This window comes from Burkholderia sp. MSHR3999 (assembly GCF_000833595.1).
GTDB lineage: Bacteria > Pseudomonadota > Gammaproteobacteria > Burkholderiales > Burkholderiaceae > Burkholderia > Burkholderia ubonensis.
Map to the genome: position 1 here is coordinate 507,650 of NZ_JRFO01000007.1, position 24,538 is coordinate 532,187.

Annotated in this window: 22 protein-coding genes; 14 read left to right on the forward strand and 8 right to left on the reverse strand. The window is 65.3% G+C overall.

The window, feature by feature from the left end:
• Nucleotides 1-2: 2 nt before the first annotated feature.
• From KY49_RS25755 to KY49_RS25785, 7 genes are all read left to right on the forward strand, one after another.
• Nucleotides 3-1,241: a hypothetical protein gene (locus KY49_RS25755; protein WP_042587273.1), complete on the forward strand. Its 1,239-nt coding sequence runs from the start codon at nucleotides 3-5 to the stop codon at nucleotides 1,239-1,241.
• Nucleotides 1,238-4,975, forward strand: coding sequence for an ImcF-related family protein (locus KY49_RS25760; protein ID WP_042587274.1), 3,738 nt, complete (start codon nucleotides 1,238-1,240; stop codon nucleotides 4,973-4,975). Before KY49_RS25755 ends, KY49_RS25760 begins: the two co-directional genes overlap by 4 nt.
• Nucleotides 4,976-4,983: 8 nt before the next feature.
• Complete coding sequence (gene tssA / locus KY49_RS25765) at nucleotides 4,984-6,564, forward strand: type VI secretion system protein TssA (RefSeq protein ID WP_042587275.1); 1,581 nt, start codon at nucleotides 4,984-4,986, stop codon at nucleotides 6,562-6,564.
• A gap of 9 nt (nucleotides 6,565-6,573) precedes the next feature.
• Nucleotides 6,574-8,388: a type VI secretion system baseplate subunit TssF gene (tssF, locus tag KY49_RS25770; protein ID WP_042587276.1), complete on the forward strand. Its 1,815-nt coding sequence runs from the start codon at nucleotides 6,574-6,576 to the stop codon at nucleotides 8,386-8,388.
• Complete coding sequence (gene tssG / locus KY49_RS25775) at nucleotides 8,352-9,491, forward strand: type VI secretion system baseplate subunit TssG (protein ID WP_042587277.1); 1,140 nt, start codon at nucleotides 8,352-8,354, stop codon at nucleotides 9,489-9,491. The genes tssF and tssG overlap by 37 nt, the downstream gene beginning before the upstream one ends.
• A 13-nt stretch (nucleotides 9,492-9,504) precedes the next feature.
• On the forward strand, nucleotides 9,505-10,035 hold the full coding sequence (gene tssJ / locus KY49_RS25780; protein ID WP_042587278.1) for a type VI secretion system lipoprotein TssJ: 531 nt from the start codon (nucleotides 9,505-9,507) through the stop codon (nucleotides 10,033-10,035).
• A 213-nt stretch (nucleotides 10,036-10,248) separates the two neighbouring features.
• Nucleotides 10,249-11,436, forward strand: coding sequence for a hypothetical protein (locus KY49_RS25785; RefSeq protein ID WP_231636487.1), 1,188 nt, complete (start codon nucleotides 10,249-10,251; stop codon nucleotides 11,434-11,436).
• A gap of 203 nt (nucleotides 11,437-11,639) precedes the next feature.
• On the opposite strand, the gene catC is transcribed toward KY49_RS25785, so the two are convergent.
• Genes catC through KY49_RS25800 form a run of 3 tightly spaced genes read right to left on the reverse strand, consistent with a single transcriptional unit; the run spans nucleotide 11,640 to nucleotide 14,037 of the window.
• Nucleotides 11,640-11,930 (reverse strand): muconolactone Delta-isomerase, encoded by a 291-nt coding sequence (gene catC, locus KY49_RS25790; protein ID WP_042587280.1) that lies wholly within the window; start codon nucleotides 11,928-11,930, stop codon nucleotides 11,640-11,642.
• Nucleotides 11,931-11,968: 38 nt separating this feature from the next.
• A complete protein-coding gene (catA, locus tag KY49_RS25795) occupies nucleotides 11,969-12,871 on the reverse strand; it encodes a catechol 1,2-dioxygenase (RefSeq protein ID WP_042587281.1) in 903 nt (300 codons plus the stop codon).
• A 32-nt stretch (nucleotides 12,872-12,903) separates the two neighbouring features.
• Nucleotides 12,904-14,037, reverse strand: a complete 1,134-nt coding sequence (locus tag KY49_RS25800; RefSeq protein ID WP_042587282.1) for a muconate/chloromuconate family cycloisomerase — start codon at nucleotides 14,035-14,037, stop codon at nucleotides 12,904-12,906.
• 91 nt (nucleotides 14,038-14,128) lie between these two features.
• On the opposite strand from KY49_RS25800, the gene KY49_RS25805 reads away from it, so the two are divergent.
• Complete coding sequence (locus KY49_RS25805; RefSeq protein WP_042587283.1) at nucleotides 14,129-15,019, forward strand: LysR family transcriptional regulator; 891 nt, start codon at nucleotides 14,129-14,131, stop codon at nucleotides 15,017-15,019.
• Between the two features lie 76 nt (nucleotides 15,020-15,095).
• Here the strand turns inward: KY49_RS25805 and andR are convergent, their stop codons facing one another.
• The gene (gene andR, locus KY49_RS25810) at nucleotides 15,096-16,055 is read right to left on the reverse strand and encodes an anthranilate 1,2-dioxygenase regulatory protein AndR (protein ID WP_042587284.1); all 960 of its coding nucleotides are present in this window, start codon (nucleotides 16,053-16,055) and stop codon (nucleotides 15,096-15,098) included.
• A gap of 212 nt (nucleotides 16,056-16,267) precedes the next feature.
• Here andR and andAc point away from each other — a divergent pair, with 212 nt between their 5' ends.
• The 5 genes from andAc to KY49_RS25835 all read left to right on the forward strand — a co-directional run bounded on the left by andAc (nucleotide 16,268) and on the right by KY49_RS25835 (nucleotide 20,963).
• A complete protein-coding gene (gene andAc / locus KY49_RS25815) occupies nucleotides 16,268-17,539 on the forward strand; it encodes an anthranilate 1,2-dioxygenase large subunit AndAc (protein WP_042587285.1) in 1,272 nt (423 codons plus the stop codon).
• Between the two features lie 14 nt (nucleotides 17,540-17,553).
• Nucleotides 17,554-18,030 (forward strand): anthranilate 1,2-dioxygenase small subunit AndAd, encoded by a 477-nt coding sequence (andAd, locus tag KY49_RS25820; protein ID WP_042587286.1) that lies wholly within the window; start codon nucleotides 17,554-17,556, stop codon nucleotides 18,028-18,030.
• 19 nt (nucleotides 18,031-18,049) lie between these two features.
• Nucleotides 18,050-18,376, forward strand: coding sequence for an anthranilate 1,2-dioxygenase ferredoxin subunit AndAb (gene andAb / locus KY49_RS25825; RefSeq protein WP_042587287.1), 327 nt, complete (start codon nucleotides 18,050-18,052; stop codon nucleotides 18,374-18,376).
• Nucleotides 18,366-19,586: an anthranilate 1,2-dioxygenase system ferredoxin--NAD(+) reductase gene (gene andAa / locus KY49_RS25830; protein ID WP_042587288.1), complete on the forward strand. Its 1,221-nt coding sequence runs from the start codon at nucleotides 18,366-18,368 to the stop codon at nucleotides 19,584-19,586. Before andAb ends, andAa begins: the two co-directional genes overlap by 11 nt.
• A 90-nt stretch (nucleotides 19,587-19,676) precedes the next feature.
• Nucleotides 19,677-20,963 (forward strand): DUF445 domain-containing protein, encoded by a 1,287-nt coding sequence (locus KY49_RS25835; RefSeq protein ID WP_042587289.1) that lies wholly within the window; start codon nucleotides 19,677-19,679, stop codon nucleotides 20,961-20,963.
• Nucleotides 20,964-21,019: 56 nt separating this feature from the next.
• Here the strand turns inward: KY49_RS25835 and KY49_RS25840 are convergent, their stop codons facing one another.
• The 4 genes from KY49_RS25840 to KY49_RS25855 form a co-directional block, all read right to left on the reverse strand.
• Nucleotides 21,020-21,322 (reverse strand): HigA family addiction module antitoxin, encoded by a 303-nt coding sequence (locus tag KY49_RS25840; protein WP_045564533.1) that lies wholly within the window; start codon nucleotides 21,320-21,322, stop codon nucleotides 21,020-21,022.
• Between the two features lie 12 nt (nucleotides 21,323-21,334).
• A complete protein-coding gene (locus tag KY49_RS25845; RefSeq protein ID WP_197083606.1) occupies nucleotides 21,335-21,622 on the reverse strand; it encodes a type II toxin-antitoxin system RelE/ParE family toxin in 288 nt (95 codons plus the stop codon).
• Nucleotides 21,623-21,926: 304 nt separating this feature from the next.
• On the reverse strand, nucleotides 21,927-22,226 hold the full coding sequence (locus KY49_RS25850) for an addiction module antidote protein (RefSeq protein WP_010089041.1): 300 nt from the start codon (nucleotides 22,224-22,226) through the stop codon (nucleotides 21,927-21,929).
• A 3-nt stretch (nucleotides 22,227-22,229) separates the two neighbouring features.
• Entirely contained in the window at nucleotides 22,230-22,484 is a 255-nt protein-coding gene (locus KY49_RS25855) for a type II toxin-antitoxin system RelE/ParE family toxin (RefSeq protein WP_042587291.1), read from the reverse strand.
• A gap of 413 nt (nucleotides 22,485-22,897) precedes the next feature.
• Here KY49_RS25855 and KY49_RS25860 point away from each other — a divergent pair, with 413 nt between their 5' ends.
• Nucleotides 22,898-24,538, forward strand: a complete 1,641-nt coding sequence (locus tag KY49_RS25860) for an acetolactate synthase large subunit (protein WP_042587292.1) — start codon at nucleotides 22,898-22,900, stop codon at nucleotides 24,536-24,538.

Below are 24,538 nucleotides of genomic sequence, written 5' to 3' on the forward strand. Positions count from 1 at the left end.
CGATGCCTGTCGATTTCAATCGCGTGCCGCCGCGGGTGGAGGTGCCGCCCCAGCCTCAGGTCTCGATGATCGTCTGGACGGTCCTGCTGGTACTCGTAACGGGCGCGGGGGCAGGTCTGACGATCATGCTCTGGCCAACGGGGCGCCCGACGAACACCCTGTGGTTCTGGCTCTGTGCCGCAGGTTACCCGTTCATGGCATGGACGTTTCTGCTGTGCTCCTGGTTCGGGTATGGCTATGCGCGTCGAAATCAGGCGATTGCGACTAACCGCGTCAGCGACGACGCAGAGCAGGCGTGTCATGCAATGGCGGGCAGACCGCTGGCGATTTTGGGCCATGCCTGGTGCTTCGCTGCGAACAATTCGGAAAACTCGCTCGAAGGAATACTGACAGGAACCGAACTGGCAAAACTGCGGCCGAGCGGCGCAGTGGCGGATAGTGAAGTCAATGCGCGTTGGCTCGACATCCCCGGGATGCGCTTTTATCCGGGTAACGAACTCGCTGAACATGCCCGCCATCATGCCGTGTGCACGTGGCTGCTCGAACGCCTGATTGACCGTCTCCTGCCGCAGCTCAATACTCTTCCGCCGCGAACGAAGCTTCAGGTCGAGCTTCATCATCGGTCCAGGCTGAAATCCGAGGCTGTCGAGACCCGGCTACAGGAAATGCTCGCTGAACGAGTACCTGTGTTGAAGGTGGACGTCGTGCCGGGTGAGTACACGATTCCGCTCTTCCGGACGGACGCATGGCATGACAATCGGGACGTCAATACGGCCCACCTGCTGGTCGCCGTCGAGCTTCGCAATGCAATCAGTGCCGTCCTGTCTGATGGTGTTGCAGAGGCGGGTGTTGCCCTGCTCGTTGGGCGTCCGCGCCATACAACAGCGGCCATGCCCGTCGGGCTACGGCTGCATCGCCCTGCCAAAGGCACGCTTGATGCCGCCGCCCGGACGATCGAGCTTGCCGCCCGTTGGGGACAATCCTCGCGCGACCGTCTGCGCACGGTGTGGGCGCATGGCTTGACCAGTGACAGCGGGAGTGCAGTTCGGCAAGCCGCTTCATTTCCTGACGAGACGCGATGGATCGCGCTCGACACGTCAGTGGGCGACTGTTCGGGCACTGGGCCGTGGTTGGCTGTGGCCCTTGCCGCAGAAAGTGCCCGGACAACCGGCGACCCGCAAATAGTGCTGTGTGGCGACGGTAAAGAACTGATCGCCCTCGTGTGCAGAAAACAGACATGAACGATAACAAGAACGACAACAAGACTAGACCGGCCGGTCTCTTCATTGGCATCGCGGCATTCATCGTCTTCCTTGCGCTCGGTATCGCGGTATGGGTGGAGGGGCCGCGTCACGGGTGGTCTCGCGATACCCGGATCATCATCGAACTTTCCCTGTTTTCGGTCTTCCTGGTAGTGCTCCTGCTGGTCAAGCACTTCGAGCTTGTGCTGCTTTGGATTGCCTCGCTGAGAGCTTCCCGTTGGTTTGCCAGTTACGATGCCGGCAAGCGCGCCGCGTCCAATCTGGATGAACCGGCAGGACAGGTTGATCACGCTACGGCGCTGCGCAACGCCCTGCGAGATCGCCACGGCTGGCGCTGGCGCTATCGCAAGCAATGGGTGCTGATCGCCGGCGACGAACCGCTCGTCAAACGTCTGGCGCCCGGCCTCACCGACGCCGGCTACGCGATCACCGGTGATGCAATCCTGCTCTATGCGAAGCAAACCAGCAGCACACTCGATACGGAATGGCTCGATCAGATCCGACGTCTGCGCCGCCGTCGCCCGGTCGACGCGATCGTGGCGCTGACGCGCAATCGTATCTCGGGCAAGCCATCGTTTGATTCTGACGGTCTTGCGCAACGGCTCGCCCGTCACGCGCGCGCCCTGCGCTGGGCCGCGCCCGCCTATCTGCTCAATGTGACGGATTTCGGCGGCGAATCACCGGATGCGGACGAAGCCATCGGTTTCACCTGGTCGACCGCGCCGGTGAACGCAGACGACATCGACAAGTCGCTGCAAGCGCTTTCCGGAAACCTTGCCGAAGCAGGCGTCGTGCGCCTCGCCAGCAATGCGCATGACCGCTATCCCGCTGAACTGTCGCAGCACATTGCGAATCTCCGCGGCGCGCTTTCGGATCTCGTGCTGCAAACCACCCAGTCCCGTATCTGGAAACACGCAGTCCACGGCCTCCTGTTCGCTCCGTTGTTCAAGGAGCGGGAGCTGGCGCCTCCGTCGTCCAGCGAGACGAGTGACGACGAACCGCCTCTTGCCCCTCAACATCGAACGATCTGGCAAACCGTCGCCGAGCACAGCCGCAAGGTTGACGGTCGCCGCGTTGGCTTCTCACTGTCGACCACGGCCGCATGGGTGACCACCGCGCTGATCGGCTGCTGGATGGCCGGCACGATGCTGTCCGGATTCGTGAACCGCGGAACGATCGAAAGCGCGGCTGACACGGTCGCGACACTGTCCGCCGTGCAGGACCGCACGCAAGCGATGCAGGCGCTCGACGGCCTCGGCCGGCAGATCGATACGCTGGAAGTCCACCGGCGCGACGGCGCACCCTTGACGTCACGTTTCGGCCTGAACCGCGACGGTGCGCTGCTCGACGCGCTATTGCCGAGCTACACCCTGGCCGTGAACAGCGTCCTCGTTACGCCAATCCGCGAGAAGCTCGAACAACGGCTGCATCAACTCGCGTCATTGTCGGACGCCGAGATCGCCAGCGGCGGCAATACGCAGGCACAGGCCGCCTACGACACGCTCAAGGCCTACATGATGCTGGCGAAGCCCGAGCGCGCCATGGCTGCCTTCCTGACGCCGGAGCTCGTGGCGACGGCCGCGCCCGCACGTCCGACCGACTCGCCATTGTCGCCGGGCGCTTGGGATGACCTCCGCCGGCGGACGATCGCATTCTTCGCCAATCACCTGGGCCAACGCAAGTTGCCCGCCATTACTCCGGATCTCGGACTCGTCGCTTCCACGCGCCAGACGATCATCGGTGTACGTGGCATTCAGAACTCGACCGACGCGGTTTACCAGCAAATCCTCGACGACGCGACGCCGAAGTATCCGCCAGTGTCGCTCGCCACGCTGCTCGGCGATACGACCAGCCGGGGGCTGTTCAATACGACAGCGACCGTTCCCGGCGTGTTTACGCGCGCGGCGTGGGATGAGCGGATTTCGAAGGCGATCGACGACGCGAGCGGGCAGCACGACACGGCAGGCGATTGGGTGCTCTCGGACGCGAAAACCGGCAAGCAGGCTCCGCCAACGCTGAAGGCTGAACTCCGCCAGCGTTACTTCGACGATTATGCACGCGCCTGGGCGCAGTTCCTCAATAGCCTGCGCTGGCAACAAGCGCCGACGCTGTCGGCGACGGCCGATCAGTTGACGCTGCTGGGCGACGCGCAACGCTCGCCGCTTGTCGCGTTGATGAACGCGATCATTTACCAGGCCGGAGCGGGCGCGAACGCGCAATCCTTGTCGGACACCCTGATCAGCAAGGCGCAACAACTCGTCGGCGCCGACGAGAAAGATCCGTCGAAGCAGGTCCAACCTCGGTTCGCGCCGCTGGCGGCGGCATTCGGGCCGATCCTGCGCTTGACCGGAAGCGATCTGGTTTCAGTCACGCCCGCCGCCGGCAAGGCGGCCGTACAGTTGGCCGCAACGGGCGACCTGAGTCTCGCCCGCTACCTCGAGAGAGTCACGGCCATGCGTCTCAAGGCGTCGCAGATCGTCTCCAATGCTGATCCGGACGCGATGGCGCGGCTGGCCGCACAGTCAGTTCTGCAGGGCAAGACGTCCGACATTGCCGACAGCCGCGACTATGCGAGCCGCCTGGCCGCGAGCCTCGGCGAGCAATGGTCGGGTTTCGGCGAGCTGTTTCGCGCACCGTTCGATCAGGCCTGGCAGGTTGTCGTGCGACCGGCCGCATCGAGTCTGAACGAAATCTGGAGCACCGCAATTGCGGCTGACTGGAACAAGACGTTCGGCGGCCGGTATCCGTTCGCGGACTCCGACAACGACGCATCGCTGCCCGAAATGGCGCGCTTCATGCGGCCGGACAGTGGCGTGATCACGCAATTCGTGGCGACCCAGCTCGCCGGTGTCGTCGAACGGCAAGGCGACCGCTGGGTCGTCGCGCAGGGCGCGAACCATGGCGCGCTGACGATCGATCCGGCGTTCCTGTCCGGACTGAACAAGCTCACGCGCATCGCAACCGTGCTGTTCCCGGCCGGCGACGCGCGCGTGCGTTACGAGTTGCAGGCCGTGCAGACGCCGGGCGTCACCGACATGAAGTTCGTGCTGTCCGGACGCGAACTGCACTATTTCAACCAGAGGCAGGAGTGGGTGCCGTTCGAGTGGCCGGGCCAGTCGCTCGAAAACCTGTCGCATATCGAATGGCAGACCGAGCAAGGCGGCTTGCGCACGGCACTCGATTCACAGGGCCGGTTCGGCCTGATCCGGCTGCTGGAGCGTGCGAAGGTGTCGCAGCAGGATAACGCCCGCTATCTGCTGACCTGGACGCCGGACACGAGTCAGGGGATTCCGCTCAAGGTTCAACTACGCAGCGAAGCGGGCGCCGGGCCGCTCGACGTGCTCCAGTTGCGCAATTTTTCACTGCCGAAACGGGTATTCGTGACGGGGGCTGCAACGGGCGGTCCCAATCTCTCCGCCATCAATCCGCCGCCGCTGCCGCCGTCGGCGGTCGCGGCGGCGCAACATGCCGCGGTGCCGTTACCGCCGGGCCTTCCCGGCGGATTGGCGCTATCGGGCAACGCGCCGTCGGCTGCGGCAGCCAAGGAAATCGCTCAACCAACCGCGCGCGGTGCTGTCATGAACGCCACGTCACCGACGAACGCACAGCCGCGTGCAACATCATCATTGACGACGACTTCCGCGTCGGCAGAGCCATTGTCCACGCCGTTCGGACACGCGTTGCGGCTGTTGGGCGACGTATTGGTTTATTGAGGTCTCCCATGACGCTTGCCAATTTTGTCAAAACACTCGTCGGCGGGAATCGCGACGATTCCCTCAAAAAAGCGCGGCTCGACGCGTGGGATGCGTGGCTGCAACCACTCGCGGGCGACTCCGGCGTCGGTCGCGACCCCGGCTACGAGGACGCGTTCTTCGAACTGCGGGATGAAACGCAAAAGCTCTCCGGCATTGACGACGGACTGATCGTCCGATCTTGCGAGCAGCTGATCAAGGAAACCGGAAAGGACCTGCGACTGGCCGGCTACTACGCATTCGCCCGGCTGAGGCAGGATGGGCCGGCCGGCTTCGCGGACGCACTCGAATTGGCAGCCGCGCTCGTCGACCGATTCGGCGCGGCAGTGCTGCCCGCGCGCGCCGAGGCGAAGAAGGGCGCGCTCGAGATGCTGGCGACGACGCGCATGCTCGATCTGCTCGACAGCCGCGGCGCGTTCGCGCCGGTCGATCTCGAGCGGGCGCTCGCCGCGCTCGATGTGTTGTCGGCCGACATGGCTACCTGGCCCGAAGCCGCGCGCCCGAACCTCCAGCCACTCGTTTCCCGGTTCGCGCGCAACGATGAATCCGCACGGAACACGACCCAGGAGCCGGTGACGTCGTCTGCTGTGACGTCTCACGCTTCGTCGAACGCAATCGCGTCGACGCGCGACCTGCTGGATCAGGCGCGAAAGATGGCGGTGTGGCTACGCGATCAGGAAAGCGGCTATCTGCCCTCGGTTCGACTCGTGCGCACCGTCCGCTGGGACACGCTGCACGAGGTTCCGCCGGCGGATGTCGCGGCCCGGACGCGTCTCATGCCGCCGCGCAGCGAGCTGCGCCAGCAGATGAAGCGGCTCGTGTTGCAGAAGCAGTGGCACGAGTTGCTCGAACGTGTCGAAGGCGCGTTCATGGAGGGCGTGAATCATCTTTGGTTCGACTTGCAGTACTTCCAGCACGTCGCGCTCGATCACGTCGGTGCGCCGTACAGCACTTGGCGCGCGTTGCTGCAGGCGGATTTCGCGCTGTTCCTCGAACGGTTGCCGGGCATCGAGCGGTTGGCGTTCAACGACGGCACGCCGTTCGCCGACGATACAACGCTCGAATGGATCGCACGGCATGCCGTCGTGCGTGACCTCGAAGCGGGCGAGACCGTTGCGCCGCTGCCGGTGTCGGCCGATAGCGAGGGCGATGCCGCCGGCGACTGGCCGGAAATCGAGGCGCAGGCGCGCGAGCTGGCTGCGCGCGAAAGTGTCGAGGCTGCTTTCGCGTGGCTTGAAACGCTTCCCGGCATGAGGACCGATCGCCATCGCTACCTGCAACGGCTCGTGATGGCGCGCCTCGCCGATCATTCCGGCCGGCCCGATACGGCGCTCGCGCTGCTTGCGGAACTCGACGCGTCGTCCCGATCGCTGCCGCTGATGCGCTGGGAGCCGGCGCTGGTCTTCGAGGTCAAGCAGCAGCTGGTCCGGGCGTTGAAGGCGACGAGCAACCGCAAGGACGCGGACAAGCCGGCGCTCGCACGCCGCATCGTTGAATTGCAGGCGGAACTGACCGTGCTCGATCCGGCCCGCGCGCTGACTCTTTCGTAACGATATTCAATGGACAACGACGATCCCATCCTGCGCTACTACGAAGCGGAAATGCGCTACCTGCGCGAGTCCGGCAAGGAATTCGCGAAAGCGCATCCTGACCGTGCACGCCTGCTCAACCTCGACCGCGTCGGCGATCGCGATCCCTATGTCGAGCGGCTATTCGAAGGCTTCGCGTTCCTGACCGGCCGGCTTCGCCAGAAGCTCGACGATGAACTGCCGGAACTTACCGAGGGGCTCGTGAGCCTTCTGTGGCCGCACTATCTGCGAATGATCCCGTCGTTGTCGATCGTCGAGCTGATTCCGCCCGCGGAAAAATTGCAGAAAACCGAAATAGTGCCGGCCGGCGTGCCCGTACGCTCGGCGCCGATCAACGTGCCATCCCCGGAGGGGGCGGAACGCACGACACCGCGAGCGGTCCAGTGCATGTATCGAACCACGCAAGCCGTCGCGTTGCAGCCGGTCGTGATCACGCACGCCGGACCGGCCGTGCGCCACGACGGCTGTTCGGTGATCCGGATCGGCTTCGCGGTCGAAGGATCTGCGCTGCGCACGGAAACGGATCTGTCGCGGCTGCGCCTGCACCTGAGCGCGGATTTGCCGACCGCGTTCGCGATGCACCTCGCGCTCACACGACAGATCGATGCAATCCATTGGCGCATTCCGGAAGTCCGCGACGGCGAAGCGGTGCCGCTCGCCGGCATCACGATAGAGCCTGCCGGCTTCTCGACCGAAGAACGGTTGTGGCCGAAGGCCGATGCGGCTTTCTCCGGGTATCAGCTATTGCTCGAGTACTTCACGTTCCGCGAGAAATTCCTGTTCGTCGATCTGTGCGGCTTGGACATCGCGAAACTGCCCGAAAAATCGACCCGTTTCGAACTGGAGATCGTGCTGAAACATGCGTGGCCGTCCGACCAGCGCTTCAGCGCGGAGAACGTGAGGCTGTTCTGCAGCCCCGTGATCAACCTGTTCGAACTCGATGCCGAACCGATCGAGATCGACCATCACGAAACCGAGTATCGCGTGGTGCCGGCCGGCCATCAGGGCGAGCATGTCGAAACCTATTCGGTCGACGCGATCGCGACGTTCGACCACGACACCGCCGAGCGGTACGAGTACGTTCCGTTCGCGACGTTCAGGCACCGCGGCGGCATGCTGCGGCACGAGGCGCCGGAGCGCTATTTCCACACGCGTGTGCGACCGGGCGCGTCCGGGCTGCACGAAACGTGGGTGATTCTCGGTGGTCATGCGTGGGAAAGCATGGACACGCTGCCCGAGGAAAGCCTGTCGCTGCGTGTCACGGGCACGAACGGCTTGCTGCCGCGCAAGGGGCTGCGGGAGGCGAGCCTCGATGAAATTTCGGTCAGCACGCAGAACGTCGCCGGCGTGCGCAATCTCGTGTCGCCGACGTTGCCGCTGTATCCGCCCACGGGAGACCGGTTCCAGTGGCGTGTGTTGTCGCACCTGGCGCCGAACTTCCTGTCGATGATGGATGCAGAGGTGCTGCGCGGCGCACTCGCACTCTACGATTGGACGAACGACGAACTGAATCGCCGGCGTCTTGCCGGAATTCTCTGGGTATCGCAGGAGCTGATCGAGGAGGTGTCGGGCGGCTCGGTCGAGCGCGGCGCGCTGATCGAGGTCACGCTCGACAGTCATGCGTTCGCGGGCGACGGCGACGTCATGCTGTTCGGCGAGCTGTTGCACCGGTTCTTCGCGCTGTATGCCGACATCAACCTGTTCACGAAGCTCGCGATCATCAGCCTGCCGACGCAGGCCCGGATCGAATGGCCGCGCAGCAAGGCGCAGCGGGCCCCGTTATGAGATCGGTCGAATTGCCCAATCTCGATCCGCTGGTCGCGTCGCTGCTGGCGCGCGCGCCGCGCATGAGCTTCATGCAATTGTGCAGACTGCTCGAACTGCGCGTGTCGGACCGGCCGGTCTTCGGCATGCAAGATGCGGTCAAGCATGAGCCGGTGCGTTTCCGACCGAGGCCGCGCATGGGTTTTCCGGCTGGCGAAGTCGCGTCGGTCGAGTTCGATGACGGGTCTGACGCATTCGGTCTCGATGCTCGACCGACCCTGCGCACGACGTTCATGGGGCTGTATGGCGTCGACGCGGCGGTACCGTCGCACATGATCGACGAGATCGCGTTGCGCGAGGAGGGGCACGAGGTCGTCGAGGCATTTCTCGACCAGTTCAATCATCGGTTCGTCACGCTGCTGTACCGCGCATGGAAAAAGTACCGCTATCCGGAGAGCTTTCGACCGGGTGGCAGCGACGAGCATTCGCGCAACCTGCTGTCTCTGGTCGGGTTCGGTTGGGGCGACAAGCCGAAGCGAGCCGGCTTACCCGATTCGCGGATGCTGGCGCTGCTGGGGCTGTTGATTCAGCGAACCCGCACACCGGAAGGGCTGGCGGGCGTGATTGCGCTGGCGATACCGCGTGTCGGCGTTCGCGTTGACGAGTTCTGGCCCGTCGTGACGTCGACGGGGCGGCCGCAGCCGCTCACGGCGGTGGATCGCATCGCGCAGACGCAAGTGAATGGCGAGCGCAAGGGGCTGGGTCGCGGCTACGTGCTCGGCAAGCGAATGGCATATCGCGGCCGCGCGGTTCGTGTGACGCTGCAGCCTGCCGATGCGCAACAGGCTCAGGCACTGCTGCCGGGCGCATCGCTGCATCGCGAACTGATGGCCTTCATGCAGCTTTATGTCGGCGTCAAGGCAGATGTGCATCTGCGGATGGAAGTGTCGTCGCGACTTGCGCCATTGCCGGCAATCGGTCCGACGCATCACGGCTCGGCGCCACGCCTCGGCTGGACGACCGTGCTGCCTGCCGATGAAGCGCGCCTGATCAATATCGCGCTTGGGGTCTATCAGGCATTTCCTTCCCCTGGACCGAACCCGTACCTGACCCAACATGCCTGACCAGGAAACTCTCATGACCATCCGTTTTGCCGTTTCAACCATCGCAGCCGTCGTGCTGCTGTCTGCCTGCGGCGCGTGGCAATCCGTCTCGGATGCGTCGACGAGCGCCTATCGCGCCGTGTTCTTCAAGCAGGTGAAGGTGCTGAATGTCGATTTCACGGCACGCGCCGCGCTGAATCCCGACGAATCCGGCCGGGCGACGTCGGTTGCCGTGCGTGTCTACCAATTGAAGGATCGAAAGATGTTCGACGGCGCCTCGTACGACGACCTATTGAAGAGCGACAGAACCGCACTCGCACAGGATTTGCAGGCGGATATTTCGACGATCGTGAATCCCGGTGCGTCGGCCAGCCTGTCTCAGCCGATGCAGCGCGATACGAAATATGTCGCAATCGTCGCGTTTTACCGCAATCCTGGGGACCTCGGTGCCTGGAAGCGTGTAATCGAAAAGAAAAAAATCGACGCCGACAAGCCGCTAAAACTTGAATTGTCGAAGAATGGCATTCGGGAAGGTGGCGATGCAGACGCGAAGGAGACCAGATAACCGGCGTTGGTGCAGCATTTCAAGTATCGGCAGGAGTTGTTCGGAATCTGATACTGGAGGCATACCGGGCCTCGACGCAGAACCTCTGGCGATTCCAGCCGCAAGCAACACCGTTCGATTGGCCAATACGCGTGCGCTTCAACGTGATGAACCGTTGTCGCTACGCAGTCGTACAGCAGCGTCGCGCATCATTTTCAACAGAGAGCAATAACCATGCACCCAGAACAAACAAGCAATCCCGAGTCGGGGGAGGACGACGCTCGCCATCGCATGCTCGTAGTGCTCGAGGTTGGCGGCTACCTGACGAAGGAGCAGGCCGGGCAGGCGCGCCAGCGGCTGAAGGACAAGCCGGACGAGATTCCGGTCAGCGACGACATTCGCCACCTGCTCGACTGGCTGATCGTCGAGGGTTACACGACCGAGGAAGCCGAAGCGAAAGCCACGCGCAACCTGATGGAAACGCGTTTCGACGACATCCGCGCCCAGATCGTCCTGCTCCAATTGCTGAAGGACCTCGACCCACCGCAATTTGGACGGCGTTTCGACGAACTGGTCGAGCTCGCTCAGAGCGAGCAGAAGAGGAAGCAGACGTTCATCGGCCTGGGCGGCCTGGCGGTGGCGCTTGCGACCGGCGCGTACCTGTTGTGGCCCGCATCGACACCCACGTGCGGTGCGTCCGAGACGGTCGAGACGCTGAACTCGATCATGTTCGACGTCCGCATGGACATGATTCGAAAGAACACGATGGCGACGCGAGACCTGGGTAGCGAGACCTATCCGCGCATCAGCAATCACCGGGAGATCGGTTACGACGAGTCCAATCGTTCTCGCGGTTGTGTCGCCGATATGAGCATAGCCGACCTGCACACGAACATCGGCTATGTCGTCCGGCCGAACGAGAAGGGCAAAGGCAATTTCGTTGTGCAGACGTTCCCGCCGGAATACGTAATCGCTCGCTATAACGAACAAGGTCTAAACCCGAAACTGGGCGCGCCCGTTGGCCGGGAAGCCATCAGCACCGCTTTCATGGCGGGTGTTGTCGGATTCGATTCGAAGGTATCGCGCATGTCGCCGAGTTACGGCAAGCTGCTCCCGGGCGACGACACGCCCACTACAATGGAGAGCAGCGTCCTGGGCGTTGTGCCGGCCGCGAATTGCAAGCAGATCGACAGCGATCATGTGTCGTGCCCGTTGTTGATCGACTATCGCGACAGGCTGCTCGGCGCGTTCGGCGCGCCGTCGATGCTGCAATTGAAAGGGGACTTCACCTTCGTCAAGGATGGCGGCGGCTGGAAAACGGCCGACGATTTCAGCGAGACGCTGACGAAGGCCCTTGTCGAACGACGCATCGCCAAGGTTTATGGCGAGGAAGTCGCCGAAAAAATGAACGCGCAGAAGTAACCGGCCTGCATCACGCGAAGCGCATTGGCGATACGAACGATACGAGCGGCAGGTCCGCATCTGCGATGCGGGCCGTGCGAGCCGATACCGCGCGCAATGGCCGGCCGGTCACGAAGCGAAGCGGGCGACCTGAGTGGAATCAACGGTCGCACGCGTCGCCCATCCTCGCAGTCGCACAGCAACGATGGCGATTCACTGCTCACTCACCGATCATCTTCCCGAACCGACGACGGATGCCGGCACAGCGCCCGCACCTCGAGGCTCATGTACGGAAACAGCGGCAACTGGCTCAACACGTCATGCAGCTGCTGCACGCTCTCGACGTCGAAAATGCTGACGTTCGCATACTGCCCCGCGATCCGCCACAGATGCCGCCAGACGCCGTTCTGCATCAGGCGCTGGCACATCGCCTTCTCTTCGGCCTTCAACGTAGCCGCCTTCACCGGGTCCATGTCGTGCGGCAGGTTGACGGTCATTTCCACATGAAACAGCATCACACGCTCCTTGCGTTATCGTTTTGCCGCGACGCCCGTCAGGCCTGCGCGCGCACGCGTTCGACTTCACTGTCAGGCACGTTCGAACGATCCTTGACCAGCGTGAAGTCGAAGTCGATCAGCGCGAACTGGCCATCGACGTCGTAAGGCTTGCCTTCCGCGCCTTCGGCCTGCTTGATCTTCGGGATCAGCCCTTCGCGCGTCGCGAATGCGAAGTCGTCCCAGATGTGCGGATCGCCTTCGATGTTGATCTGCGTCGTCAGCTTACGATAACCGTCCGCGGAAACGAAGAAGTGAATGTGCGCGGGACGATGGCCGTGGCGCCCGAGCTGGTCGAGCAGCTGCTCGGTCTTGCTGCCCGGCGGCACGCTGTAGCCGACCGGCAGCACGCTGCGGAAGCTGTAGCGGCCTTCGGCGTCGGTGCGGATCGAGCGGCGCAGGTTGAACGCCGGCTGCGACTGATCGAAGTACGAGTAGTTGCCGAGATGGTTCGCGTGCCACACCTCGACGAGCGCGTTCGCGAGCGGCTTGCCGTCGTCGCCGAGCACCCGGCCGCGCATCACGAGCGTCTGGCCCGGATCGGTGCCGTCGTCGAGGCGCGCATGGCCGACCGATTCCGGCGCGCCCGCGACATACAGCGGCCCTTCGATCGTGCGCGGCGTGCCGCCGTGGATGCCGGCCTTCGCTTCGGCCTCGTCCATCCGCACGTCGAGGAAGCGCTCGAGGCCGAGGCCCGCGGCGATCAGGCCGAATTCCTTGCCGGCCTCGTTCAGGTAATTGAGCGCGGTCCAGAACTCGCTCGGCTGCACGTCGAAATCCTCGATCGTGTAGCACAGGTCCTTCACGATCCGGTTGACGATCGCGCGCACGCGCGGGTTGCCGGGCTTCTCGGCGGCATCGTCGAAGGTCTTCAGCAGCGCGTCGATGGCGTCCTTGTTCATGCGTGTCTCCAATATCGGGTGGCTTGCGGGGATCAGCGGGCGCCGCGTCGCATCCGTTCGATGCGGGCCCAGTCGAAGGTGATGCCGAGGCCGGGCGCAGCCGGCAGGTGCAGCTTGAAGTCCTCGTAACGCAGCGGCTCGACGAGGATTTCCTCGGTCAGCAGCAGCGGGCCGAACAGCTCGGTGCCCCATTGCAGCGCGCCGAACGTGCTGAACAGCTGCGCGGACGCCATCGTGCCGGCCGCGCCTTCGAGCATCGTGCCGCCGTACAGCGCGATGCCGGCCGCCGCGGCGATCGCCGCGACGCTCGCCGCGCCCTGCAGGCCGCCCGACTGCGCGATCTTCACCGCGAACACGTCGGCGGCTCGATCCTGCGCGAGCGCGAACGCGTCGACGGGGCCGTGCAGCGCCTCGTCGGCCATGATCGGAATCTGCGCGAGCTGCGTGAGGCGCTTCAGGCCCGCGCGGTTGGTCGCGGCGATCGGCTGCTCGACGAGGCTCACGCCGGCTTCCGCCAGACGCGGGCCGGCCCAGATCGCTTCGGTTTCGGTCCACGCCTGGTTCACGTCGATCCGCACGTCGCCGCGCTCGCCGAGCGCGCGCTTGATCGCGATCACGTGCGCGACGTCGTCGGCCACCGCGTTCGAGCCGATCTTCAGCTTGAACGCGCGGTGGCGGCGCGCTTCGAGCATCGCCTCGGCTTCCGCGATGTCGCGCTGCGTGTCGCCGCTCGCGAGCGTCCACGCGACGTCCACCGCATCGGTCGTGCGGCCGCCGAACAGCTCGGACAGCGGCACGCCGAGGCGGCGCGCCTGCGCGTCGAACAGCGCGGTCTCGAGCGCGCACTTCGCGAAGCGGTTGCCCTGGAACAGCTTGCGCACGCGCGCCATCGCGGCGCCCGGGCGGGTCGCGTCCATGCCCTGCAGCAGCGGCGCGAAATAGGTGTCGATGTTGACCTTGATGCTCTCCGGGCTCTCCTCGCCGTATGCGAGGCCGCCGATCGTGGTCGCTTCGCCGACGCCTTCGATACCGTCCGAGCATCGAACCCGGACCAGCACGAGGGTCTGGCAATTCATCGTGGCGACCGACAGCTTGTGCGGGCGGATCGTCGGCACGTCGACGAGCAGCGTCTCGACGCGCTCGATGGTGGCGGCAGTTGCTATCATGCGATTCCTCCTGTTGGTGCACATGGTAGGAACATCCGCCCGGCGGCGTCCAACACTCTTTCCGACTACTTCCATACTTTCGAGGTATGCAATGGAATTGCGTCAGCTCCGGTATTTCATTGCCGTCGCCGAGGAAATGAACATCACGCGGGCTGCGGAGCGCCTGCACATGACGCAGCCGCCGCTGAGCCGCCAGCTGCAGGCGATCGAGGACGAAATCGGCCTGCCGCTGTTCGAGCGGGGCGCGCGGCCGCTGAAGCTGACCGAGGCGGGCCGGGTGTTCTACGCACAGGCGAAGCGCCTCGTCGACCAGGCGGACGAGCTCGGGCCGCTGACGCGGCGGCTCGCGCAGATGTCGGAGCGGATCGTGATCGGCTTCGTGCCGTCGACGCTGTACGGCGCGCTGCCGGACGTGATTCGCGCGTTCCGCGAGACACGGCCGGACGTCGAGCTGTCGCTGATCGAAATGTTCACGCTCGAGCAGCTCGGCGCGCTGAAAGGCGGGCGGATCGACGTCGGGTTCGGCCGCCTGCGGTTCGACGACGATCAGCTCGTGCGCGAGGCGCTGATCGAGGAGAAGCTGATCGCGGCGCTGCCGGCCGGGCATCCGCTTGCCGATCCGCATCGGCCGCTCGTGCTGGCCGACGTCGCGAACGAGACGCTGATCGTCTATCCGAGCACGCCGCGGCCGAGTTTCGCGGATCAGCAGTTGTCCGCGCTGCGCGACGGCGGGCTCGCGCCGGCCGGCGTGCACGAGGTGCGCGAATTGCAGACGGCGCTCGGGCTCGTCGCCGCGGAAGTCGGCGTGTCGCTGGTGCCGGAAAGTGTCGAGGGCGTGCGGGTGAAGGGCGTCGTGTACCGTCGCCTGCCGGAGCCGGTCGCGACGTCGCCTATCATCATGAGCCGCCGCGTGCATGACGAAAGCCCCGCGACGGCGGCGTTCTGCGCGATCGCCCGCGCGATGATCGCGCCGGCGGGCTGACGACCGCTGTTGCGCCGTATACCGCAACTAACGGTCGATTTCGGAGCCCTGCGCAGGCGCAGCCACAGACGCCGCCTCAGCGCTTCCCGTCGAGCGTCTCCGACGGCAACTCGCCGAACGTCTCCCGATACGCGATCGCAAACCGGCCGAGGTGCGTGAAGCCGCAATCGAGCGCGATGTCGGCGATCCGCTGCTCGCTGCCTGCGGCGCGCAGCAGGTCACGCGCATGTTCGAGCCGTGCGTGGCGCAGGTACTGCATCGGACTCATCCCGCGAAACTGGATGAACGCATCGCGCAGCGTGCGCTCCGGCACGCCGGCCGCGCCGACGATGTCGGCGAGCTGCAGCGGCTGCGCGTAGTGGGCCGCGACGAATTCCTGCGCGCGCCGCATGAAGCCGGGCACGGGGTCGTGGCGCGACGGGGGAATGGCCGACGGCGGGTGCCCTTCGATCAGCAGGTCGATCAGCAGGTGTTCGAGTTGCGATGCGACGCGCGGATTCGCGCTCGCGCGTTCGAGCAGGGCCGGCGAGCCCGCGACCAGCATCAGTTGCTGCCGCCACGCGGCGAGCGCCGCGTCGCTCACGCGCAGCACGGGGTCGAGCATTGCGCGCGGATCGCCGGTCAGCGCGCCGACGGTGGTCGCATCGATGCGCAGCACGAACTGCTCGCAGTCGGCCGACAGCTGCGCGTCGAAGCGCTCGCCGGGCGCACACAGCACGCCGGTCTGCCCGTCGACGCCGACCTGCCGGCCCATCGCACGCACGTCGGCCTGTCCGGACAGGCAGAACATCAGCAGGTAATAGCCGTCGACCGCGTCGACCTGCACGCGCATCGGTTCGCCGAACGCGATCGTGCCGATCCCGAGCCCGCCGATCCGCACGAAATCCATATGCGACGCGCCGTGCACGCGGCCGCTGGGCAGCAGCGCGTGCGGCTGCATCACGCGCGAAATCCGCTCGCGCGTCTCGTCGAGATCGCGGGATTCGAACAGCCGGTGCGCACGCAGCGCGAGCGGCTCGAACGACGTTGGGGGCATGGGCATCAGTCTGGTTTTGGACGCTTGCTTCGATCCGACGAATGGGGCGGGATCGCGTGCCGGCGTCACGCGTGCCGCCATCCTAGCGCAGAAACCTGCCGGAAGTGGATACTGCGCCGCCGCATTTGCAGATTCCGGATAGACGTCGAATATTAGCGTTTCAAAAATAGGCTCCATCAAGACACCCCAACCGGATCGACAAGGAGTCCGACATGGAGCAGACAGAATCGCCAGTCCTGTTCGCGGCGCGCGAAGACGCGTCCGACGTGACGTTTCCGCACGACGACGGCTCGCGCGTGCCGTACAAGGTGTTCAGCTCGCGCGCCGTCTACGACCGCGAGCAGGAGCGCATCTTCCGCGGCCCGACGTGGAATTTCGTCGCGCTGGAAGCGGAGATCCCGAACCCGGGCGACTTCAAGAGCACGTTCGTCGGCGATACGCCGGTCGTCGTCACGCGCGCCGAGGACGGCGCGCTCGCCGCGTGGGTGAACCGCTGCGCGCACCGCGGCGCGCAGGTGTGCCGCAAGGCGCGCGGCAATGCGAGCTCGCATACGTGCGTCTATCACCAGTGGAGCTTCGACAACACCGGCAACCTGCTCGGCGTGCCGTTCCGGCGCGGCCAGAAGGGGATGACCGGGATGCCGGCCGACTTCGATCCGAAGCAGCACGGGCTGCGCAAGCTGCGCGTCGACAGCTATCGCGGGCTCGTGTTCGCGACCTTCAGCGACGACGTCGCGCCGCTGCCCAACTATCTCGGCGAGCAGATGCGCCCGTGGATCGACCGGATCTTCCACAAGCCGGTCGAATATCTCGGCTGCACGCGCCAGTATTCGAAATCGAACTGGAAGCTGTACCTGGAGAACGTGAAGGACCCGTATCACGCGAGCATGCTGCATCTGTTCCATACGACCTTCAACATCTTCCGCGTCGGCATGAAGGCGCGCTCGATTCCCGATGCGAACCACGGGCTGCACAGCATCATCACGGTGACGAAGACCGGCGACGACACGTCGGCGGCCTACAAGCAGCAGAACATCCGCTCGTTCGACGAAGGCTTCCATCTGGAGGACGAATCGATCCTCGATCTCGTGTCGGAATACGACGAGGACTGCACGAACCACATCCAGCCGATCTTTCCGCAGCTCGTGATCCAGCAGATCCACAACACGCTGGTCGCGCGGCAGATCCTGCCGAAGGGACCGGACAACTTCGAGCTGATCTTCCACTTCTTCGGCTACACGGACGACACGCCCGAGCTGCGCGCGCTGCGCATCAAGCAGGCGAACCTCGTCGGGCCGGCCGGCTACATCTCGATGGAGGACACCGAGGCGACCGAGCTCGTGCAGCGCGGCACGGTGCGCGACGGCGACGCGACGTCGGTGATCGAGATGTCGCGCGGCAATCCGGACCAGCAGGACACGGTGATCACCGAAAGCCTGATCCGCAAGTTCTGGGTCGGCTACCAGAAGCTGATGGGCTATTGAAGCGGGAGCGCGAAATGACGGAAGACATGAAGACGTGGTTCGAGATCGCCATGCTGCAGAACCGCTATATCAGCCACCTCGACAACGACCGGCTCGAACAGTGGCCGGAGCTGTTCACCGAGGACTGCACGTACGAGATCGTGCCGAAGGAGAACGCGGACCTCGGGCTGCCGGTCGGGATCGTGCATTGCACGAACCGGCGGATGCTGCGCGATCGCGTCGTGTCGCTGCGGCACGCGAACATCTTCGAGGCGCACACGTACCGGCACATGACGTCGGGGCTGATGGTCGTCGCCGAGCGCGACGGCGAGATCGACACCGAGAGCAGCTACGTCGTCGTGCAGACGCGCAGCAACGGCGAATCGAACGTGTACCAGGCCGGCAAGTATTACGACACGGTGGTGCGCACGCCCGACGGCCTGCGCTACAAGACCAAGCGCGTGATCTACGACACGTCGCGCGTGCAGACGCTGCTGGCCACCCCGATCTGAGCGGAATGTGAGGAACGACATGACTGAAGCAACGCTGACCGAGTGGCACCCGCTCGGCACCATCGACGAATTCTCCGAAGACGAACCGGCGGCGCGCGTCGCCGGACAGAAGCCGATCGCGGTGTTCCGGATCGGCGACGAACTGTTCGCGATGCACGACCTCTGCACGCACGGCCACGCGCGGCTGTCGGAAGGCTACGTCGAGGACGGCTGCGTCGAATGCCCGCTGCATCAGGGGCTGATCGACATTCGCACCGGCGCGCCGAAATGCGCGCCGATCACCGAGCCGGTGCGGACCTATCCGATCCGGATCGTCGACGGGCAGGTGGAAGTCAATGTCGGCTGATCCTGTCCTGATCGTCGGCGCCGGCCATGCCGCGCGCCGCACCGCCGAAGCGCTGCGCGCGCGTGATGCCGACGTGCGCATCGTGATGATCGGCGCGGAGCGCGAGCTGCCTTACGACCGGCCCGCGCTGTCGAAGGACGCGCTGCTGAGCGACGGCGGCGAAGCGCGCGCGTTCGTGCGCGACGCCGCGTGGTACGACGCGCAGCGGATCGCGCTTCGGCTCGGCACGCGGGTCGACGCGATCGAGCGGGACGCGCAGCGCGTGCGGCTCGACGACGGTGCGACGCTGCCGTACCGGCGGCTCGTGCTTGCGACCGGCTCGCGGGTCCGCAGGTTCGGCGGGCCGGTGGACGCGGGCGTGCCGCTGCATTACGTGCGCACGGTCGCCGATGCGCGGGCGCTGCGCGCGGCGCTCGCGCCGGCCAAGCACGTCGCGGTGCTCGGCGGCGGCTTCATCGGCCTCGAAGTCGCGGCGGCCGCGCGTCAGCTCGGCTGCGCGGTGACGGTGATCGACCCGGCCGCGCGCCTGCTGCAGCGCGCGCTGCCGGACGTGGTCGGCGCGTTCGCGCGGCGCCTGCACGACGGGCGCGGCGTCGAATTCCGGCTGTCGGCGCTGCCGCGCGCGATCCGGCGCGGCGCGGCGGGCGGCGCGGTGGTCGAGACGGATGGCGGGGACGTGACGGCCGATATCGTGGTCGTCGGGATCGGCGTCGTGCCGAACGTCGAGCTCGCGCAGGCGGCGGGCCTCGACGTCGACAACGGCGTGCGCGTCGACGCGGGCTGCCGCACCAGCGATCCGGCGATCTTCGCGGCGGGCGAGGTGACGATGCACTTCAATCCGCTGCTCGGCCGCCATGTGCGGATCGAGTCGTGGCAGGTCGCGGAGAACCAGCCGGCCGTCGCGGCGGCGAACGCGCTCGGCGCGAACGAAACCTATGCCGAGCTGCCGTGGCTGTGGTCCGATCAGTACGACTGCAACCTGCAGATGCTCGGGCTGTTCGGCGGCGAGCGGACGACGGTCGTGCGCGGCGATCCGTCGAAGGGCGCGTTCTCGGTGTTCGGGCTGGGCGACGACGGCAGGCTCGTCGCGGCCGCCGCGGTGAACGCGGGGCGCGACATCGGCGCGTGCCGCCGGATGATCGCGGCGGACGCCGCGCCCGATCCGGAGCGGCTGGCCGACCCGGCGGTGAACCTGAAGGCGTTTCTCTGACGGCGGGGAGGGGGCGGCGCGGGCATGTCGCGTTTGTCGGCCGCCGCGAATTCGGGGATATTAGCGGCATCGCCGATTCGCCCGCCTCTCATGACGCCAGACAAAGCCCTCGAACTGAACCGCAGCAAGCGACGCGCGCTGTCGCTGCTGCTCGTCGCCGTCGCGGTGTTCGTGACGACGATCTTCCTGCCGCGCGGCATCTGGATCGACGGGATCAAGGCGGTGGCCGAGGCCGCGATGGTCGGCGCGCTCGCCGACTGGTTCGCGGTCGTCGCGCTGTTCCGGCGCGTGCCGATCCCGTTCGTGTCGCGCCATACCGAAATCATTCCGCAGAACAAGGACAAGATCGCCGACAACCTCGCGGCGTTCGTCCGCGAGAAATTCCTCGGCCCCGATGCGCTCGCCGCGCAGATCCGCCAGCACGATCCCGCGCAGAAGCTCGGCGCATGGCTCGGCGAATCCGCGAACACCGACGCGCTCGGCAGCTACGCGACGAAGCTGATGAGCTTCGCGCTCGACATGACCGACGATGCGCGGATCCAGTCGTTCGTGCACGACGCGTTCCGCGCGCTGGTCGACAAGGTGGACCTGTCGCAGTCGGCTGGTGCGATTCTCGATACGCTGACGAAGGACGGCCGCCACCAGGCGCTGCTCGACGACGCGATCGGGCAGGTGACGAACCTGCTCGACCAGCCGGAAAACCGCGCGGTGATCGCCGCGTACATCGTCGACTGGCTGAAGAGCCAGTACCCGACCGTCGAGAAGATCCTGCCGACGAACTGGCTCGGCGAGAACGGCGCCGAGTTGATCGCGAACGCGGTGAACCGCGTGCTCGAACAGGTCGCCGCGGATCCGGAGCACGAGCTGCGGCAGCGCTTCGACGCGACGGTCGTCAAGCTGGTCGAGCGCCTGAAGCACGACCCCGTGTTCATCGAGAAGGGCGAGGAGATCAAGCGCTACATCCGCGACGGCGATGCGTTCAACACCTACCTGAAGGATCTGTGGGACCAGCTGCGCGCATGGCTGAAGGCCGATCTCGCGCGCGCCGACTCGACGCTGCACCGGCAGGCCGCGACGCTCGGCGGCTGGCTCGGCGCGCGGCTCGCGGAAAGCCCGGCGTTGCGCGCATCGCTGAACGAGCACGTCGAGAAAGCCGTGTACGAGATGGCGCCGGATTTCGCCGACTTCCTGATGCGCCACATCCGCGACACGGTGCGCAATTGGGACGCGCGCGAGATGTCGCGGCAGATCGAGCTGAACATCGGCAAGGACCTGCAGTACATCCGCATCAACGGCACGCTGGTCGGCGGGCTGATCGGGCTCGGGCTGTATCTCGTGTCGCTCGCGCCGCGCTGGGTAGGCGGGTGGCTGTTTTGACGCGGCTGTGATTGCGGACGCGAGCTCTTGCGTGGATTGTTTTGCGGGACGCGCCCCTATGCGCGGGTGTGTTCGCGCGGTTCAACCTTCCGGTCGATCTCATTGCGCGTCGGCAGCGTTTTGAGGTCGTATGTGGCTTGCAGGTTCAGCCAGAATTCGGGTGACGTGTCGAAGTAGCGCGCGAGCCGGTAAGCGGTATCGGCCGTGACCCCGCGCCGTTCCTTGACGATTTCATGCAGGCGGGTAGCCGGTACGTTCAACGCGAGTGCAAGCGCGTTGACACTCATTTCCAGCGGCGTCAGGAATTCTTCTCGCAGGATTTCGCCCGGGTGGATCGGACGCATTCCATTCTTGAGCATGCGGTTCTCCAGTCAGTGATAGTCAAGGATCTCGACGTTGGCGGGGCCGTCGTCGGTCCATTCGAAGCAGATCCGCCATTGCTCGTTGATACGGATGCTGTGCTGGCCATCCCGATTTCCGTGAAGCGCTTCGAGCCGGTTGCCGGGCGGAGACCGCAAGTCGCGCAGTTCTTTCGCAGCAGCGACCATTTCCAGTTTCCGGGTAGCAACGGATTCGATCGTACGGAAGCGTTTGGGTGATTCGCCGGCGAAAAGCGACTGGGTATCCTTGCATCGGAACGATCTGATCATTACGGGCATGGTATTACGTTTTGCGTAATACGTCAACGAGTGTGAAATGGTCCCGGCAATGCATGCGCCGAAGCGTCGTTGCGTGCAATCGCCAACAGGACAACTAACAGATCAAGTATCGGCACGGCGAATGCACGATGGAGCGCATCGCAATTGCCCGCCTGCCGGTTTCTGTCGTACCGACGACTATAGGGCCGCACGCTGCATTTGTTGGCCCGATATGCCATCCGGACGAGCTGCTGCATCAACGGCACGCTGGTCGGCGGGCTGATCGGGCTCGGGCTGTATCTCGTGTCGCTCGCGCGCGCCCGGATCAGGCGTGTGCTTTCGAGCCGTGCAGTTGCAGGCCGAGCGCCTTGATGACCTTCAGGATCGTGCCGAAGCTCGGGTTGCCGTCGTGCGACAGCGCCTTGTACAGACCTTCGCGCGACAGGCCCGCATCGCGCGCGACCTGTGACATGCCGCGCGCACGCGCGATCACGCCGAGCGCGTGCGCGATGAAGGCCGGATCGTCGCCGGCCTCCTGCAGACAGGCTTCGAAGTATTCGGCCATGTCGTCTTCGGTCTTCAGGTGTTCGGCCGAATCCCACGGCCGGGTCTTGATCTTGTCCATCGACTACTCCGTATCGAGATCGAGATGCTCGAGCATCGCGAGCGAGGCGCGTATGTGCGCCTGTTGCGTCGACTTGTCTCCGCCGCAAAGCAGGATCACCCAAGCCGATCCCCGCTGCACGTAGTAGACGCGATACCCCGGGCCGTGGTCGATGCGCGCCTGGATACGGCGTTTCGCGATGCGATCCTGCAGCGCGTCGAACCAGGCGTCGAAGAACTCGGTGGTTCGGATGGTGAATACAGGAGGAATGTAGGGCATCGATCGAGATGTGTCAACCACGGTTCACAGATTGTCAACGGGTCGCCGTGCCCCTTTTCCGTCGCTCGGAGGGCGGCGCGACGTCTGACTATAGAGCCGTCTGCGTTGTTTGCCGGTCCGATTGGCCGTTGGGACGATCCCGCCGCGGCGATCGGACGGGGCGGTGACGGAAGTCGGGAATGTCCGAATCCGTCTACAATCAAAAGCGTCTTTGCCGCCGGCGCGCATGGGTTGCGCGCCTGCGGATCCGTTCGTCCTCCGGTTTCCGGAGACGCCGCCGCGCGCTGCGCGGCGGGCAAGTGCAGTGCGGTCAGTGTCTGGCAGGTAAAGCGTCCGCGCGCCGTAGGCCGGCGTGCGTCCCGAGTACCGCGCGCCCGTAGGCCGGGCAGGCGGCATCAACCGAGAGTCCCCCCATGAAAGCATCGGATCTGTTCGTGAAGGCGCTGGAAGCCGAAGGCGTCGAGTATGTGTTCGGCATTCCCGGCGAGGAAAACCTCGATCTGCTCGAATCGCTGCGGCGATCGCGGATCAAGCTCGTGCTGACCCGGCACGAGCAGGCGGCCGGATTCATGGCGGCCACCTACGGCCGCCTGACGGGCAGGACGGGCGTTTGCCTGGCGACGCTCGGCCCCGGCGCGACCAACTTCGTGACGGCGGCCGCGTACGCGCAGCTCGGCGGGATGCCGATGCTGATGATCACCGGGCAAAAGCCGATCAAGTCCAGCAAGCAGGGCCATTTCCAGATCGTCGACGTCGTCGACATGATGCAGCCGCTCACGAAGTTCACGCGGCAGATCGTGTCGATCGGCAACATTCCGTCGGCCGTGCGCGAGGCGTTCCGGCGCGCGGAAGAGGAGCGCCCGGGCGCGACCCACCTGGAGCTGCCGGAGGACATCGCGCACGAGGAGGGCGACGGCAAGCCGATCCCGGCAAGCTACAGCCGGCGTCCGGTCGCCGAGGAGAAGGCGGTCGCGCATGCGGTCGACGCGATCCAGGCCGCGCGCCATCCGCTCTTGATGATCGGCGCGGGCGGCAACCGCAAGACGACCTGCAAGATGCTGCTCGAATTCGTCGACAAGACGGGCATCCCGTTCTTCACGACGCAGATGGGCAAGGGCGTGATCGACGAGACGCACCCGCTGTGGCTCGGCAACGCGACGCTGTCGGACGGCGACTTCGTGCACCGCGCGATCGAGCACGCGGACTGCATCATCAACGTCGGCCACGACGTGATCGAGAAGCCGCCGTTCTTCATGCGCGCCGACGATAAGACCGTGATCCACGTGAACTTCCTCGGCGCGCAGGTCGACCCCGTGTATTTCCCGCAGATCGAGGTGGTCGGCGACATCGCGAACGCGGTGTGGCAGATGAAGGAGGCGCTCGCGCCGCAGCCGCACTGGGATTTCGCACGCTTCGCGATGATCAAGGCGCATTTCGACGCGCACCTGCAGAAGGGGCAGAACGATCCGCGCTTCCCGATGTATCCGGTGCGGATCGTGAACGACCTGTACCGCGCGCTGCCGGCCGACGGGATCGTGTGTCTCGACAACGGCATGTACAAGATCTGGTTCGCGCGCTACTGGCGCGCGCACGAGCCGAACTCGCTGCTGCTCGACAACGCGCTCGCGTCGATGGGCGCGGGCCTGCCGTCGGCGATCGCGACGAAGATCGTGCATCCGCAGCGCAAGGTGATCGCCGTGTGCGGCGACGGCGGCTTCATGATGAACTCGCAGGAGCTCGAAACGGCGGTGCGGCTGAAGCTCGACATCGTCGTGATGATCCTGCGCGACGACGCGTTCGGGATGATCCGCTGGAAGCAGGAGAACATGAATTTCCCCGACTTCGCGATGACGCTGCAGAACCCCGATTTCGTGTCGTACGCGCAGAGCTACGGCGCGCACGGCCACCGGGTCGAGGCGGCCGACGATCTCGAGCCGCTGCTGCGCGAGTGCTTCGCGTCATCGGGCGTGCACCTGATCGACGTGCCGATCGACTACTCGGACAACGAGCGCGTGCTGAACCGCGAGATCAAGCGTCTGTCGGCGCAGCTCTGA

Coding starts and splice junctions, on each gene's coding strand:
- KY49_RS25755 (WP_042587273.1), top strand. CDS start 3: ATGCCTGTCGATTTCAATCGCGTGCCGCCGCGGGTGGAGGTGCCGCCC.
- KY49_RS25760 (WP_042587274.1), top strand. CDS start 1,238: ATGAACGATAACAAGAACGACAACAAGACTAGACCGGCCGGTCTCTTC.
- tssA (WP_042587275.1), top strand. CDS start 4,984: ATGACGCTTGCCAATTTTGTCAAAACACTCGTCGGCGGGAATCGCGAC.
- tssF (WP_042587276.1), top strand. CDS start 6,574: ATGGACAACGACGATCCCATCCTGCGCTACTACGAAGCGGAAATGCGC.
- tssG (WP_042587277.1), top strand. CDS start 8,352: ATGGCCGCGCAGCAAGGCGCAGCGGGCCCCGTTATGAGATCGGTCGAA.
- tssJ (WP_042587278.1), top strand. CDS start 9,505: ATGACCATCCGTTTTGCCGTTTCAACCATCGCAGCCGTCGTGCTGCTG.
- KY49_RS25785 (WP_231636487.1), top strand. CDS start 10,249: ATGCACCCAGAACAAACAAGCAATCCCGAGTCGGGGGAGGACGACGCT.
- catC (WP_042587280.1), bottom strand. CDS start 11,930: ATGCTGTTTCATGTGGAAATGACCGTCAACCTGCCGCACGACATGGAC.
- catA (WP_042587281.1), bottom strand. CDS start 12,871: ATGAACAAGGACGCCATCGACGCGCTGCTGAAGACCTTCGACGATGCC.
- KY49_RS25800 (WP_042587282.1), bottom strand. CDS start 14,037: ATGATAGCAACTGCCGCCACCATCGAGCGCGTCGAGACGCTGCTCGTC.
- KY49_RS25805 (WP_042587283.1), top strand. CDS start 14,129: ATGGAATTGCGTCAGCTCCGGTATTTCATTGCCGTCGCCGAGGAAATG.
- andR (WP_042587284.1), bottom strand. CDS start 16,055: ATGCCCCCAACGTCGTTCGAGCCGCTCGCGCTGCGTGCGCACCGGCTG.
- andAc (WP_042587285.1), top strand. CDS start 16,268: ATGGAGCAGACAGAATCGCCAGTCCTGTTCGCGGCGCGCGAAGACGCG.
- andAd (WP_042587286.1), top strand. CDS start 17,554: ATGACGGAAGACATGAAGACGTGGTTCGAGATCGCCATGCTGCAGAAC.
- andAb (WP_042587287.1), top strand. CDS start 18,050: ATGACTGAAGCAACGCTGACCGAGTGGCACCCGCTCGGCACCATCGAC.
- andAa (WP_042587288.1), top strand. CDS start 18,366: ATGTCGGCTGATCCTGTCCTGATCGTCGGCGCCGGCCATGCCGCGCGC.
- KY49_RS25835 (WP_042587289.1), top strand. CDS start 19,677: ATGACGCCAGACAAAGCCCTCGAACTGAACCGCAGCAAGCGACGCGCG.
- KY49_RS25840 (WP_045564533.1), bottom strand. CDS start 21,322: ATGCTCAAGAATGGAATGCGTCCGATCCACCCGGGCGAAATCCTGCGA.
- KY49_RS25845 (WP_197083606.1), bottom strand. CDS start 21,622: ATGCCCGTAATGATCAGATCGTTCCGATGCAAGGATACCCAGTCGCTT.
- KY49_RS25850 (WP_010089041.1), bottom strand. CDS start 22,226: ATGGACAAGATCAAGACCCGGCCGTGGGATTCGGCCGAACACCTGAAG.
- KY49_RS25855 (WP_042587291.1), bottom strand. CDS start 22,484: ATGCCCTACATTCCTCCTGTATTCACCATCCGAACCACCGAGTTCTTC.
- KY49_RS25860 (WP_042587292.1), top strand. CDS start 22,898: ATGAAAGCATCGGATCTGTTCGTGAAGGCGCTGGAAGCCGAAGGCGTC.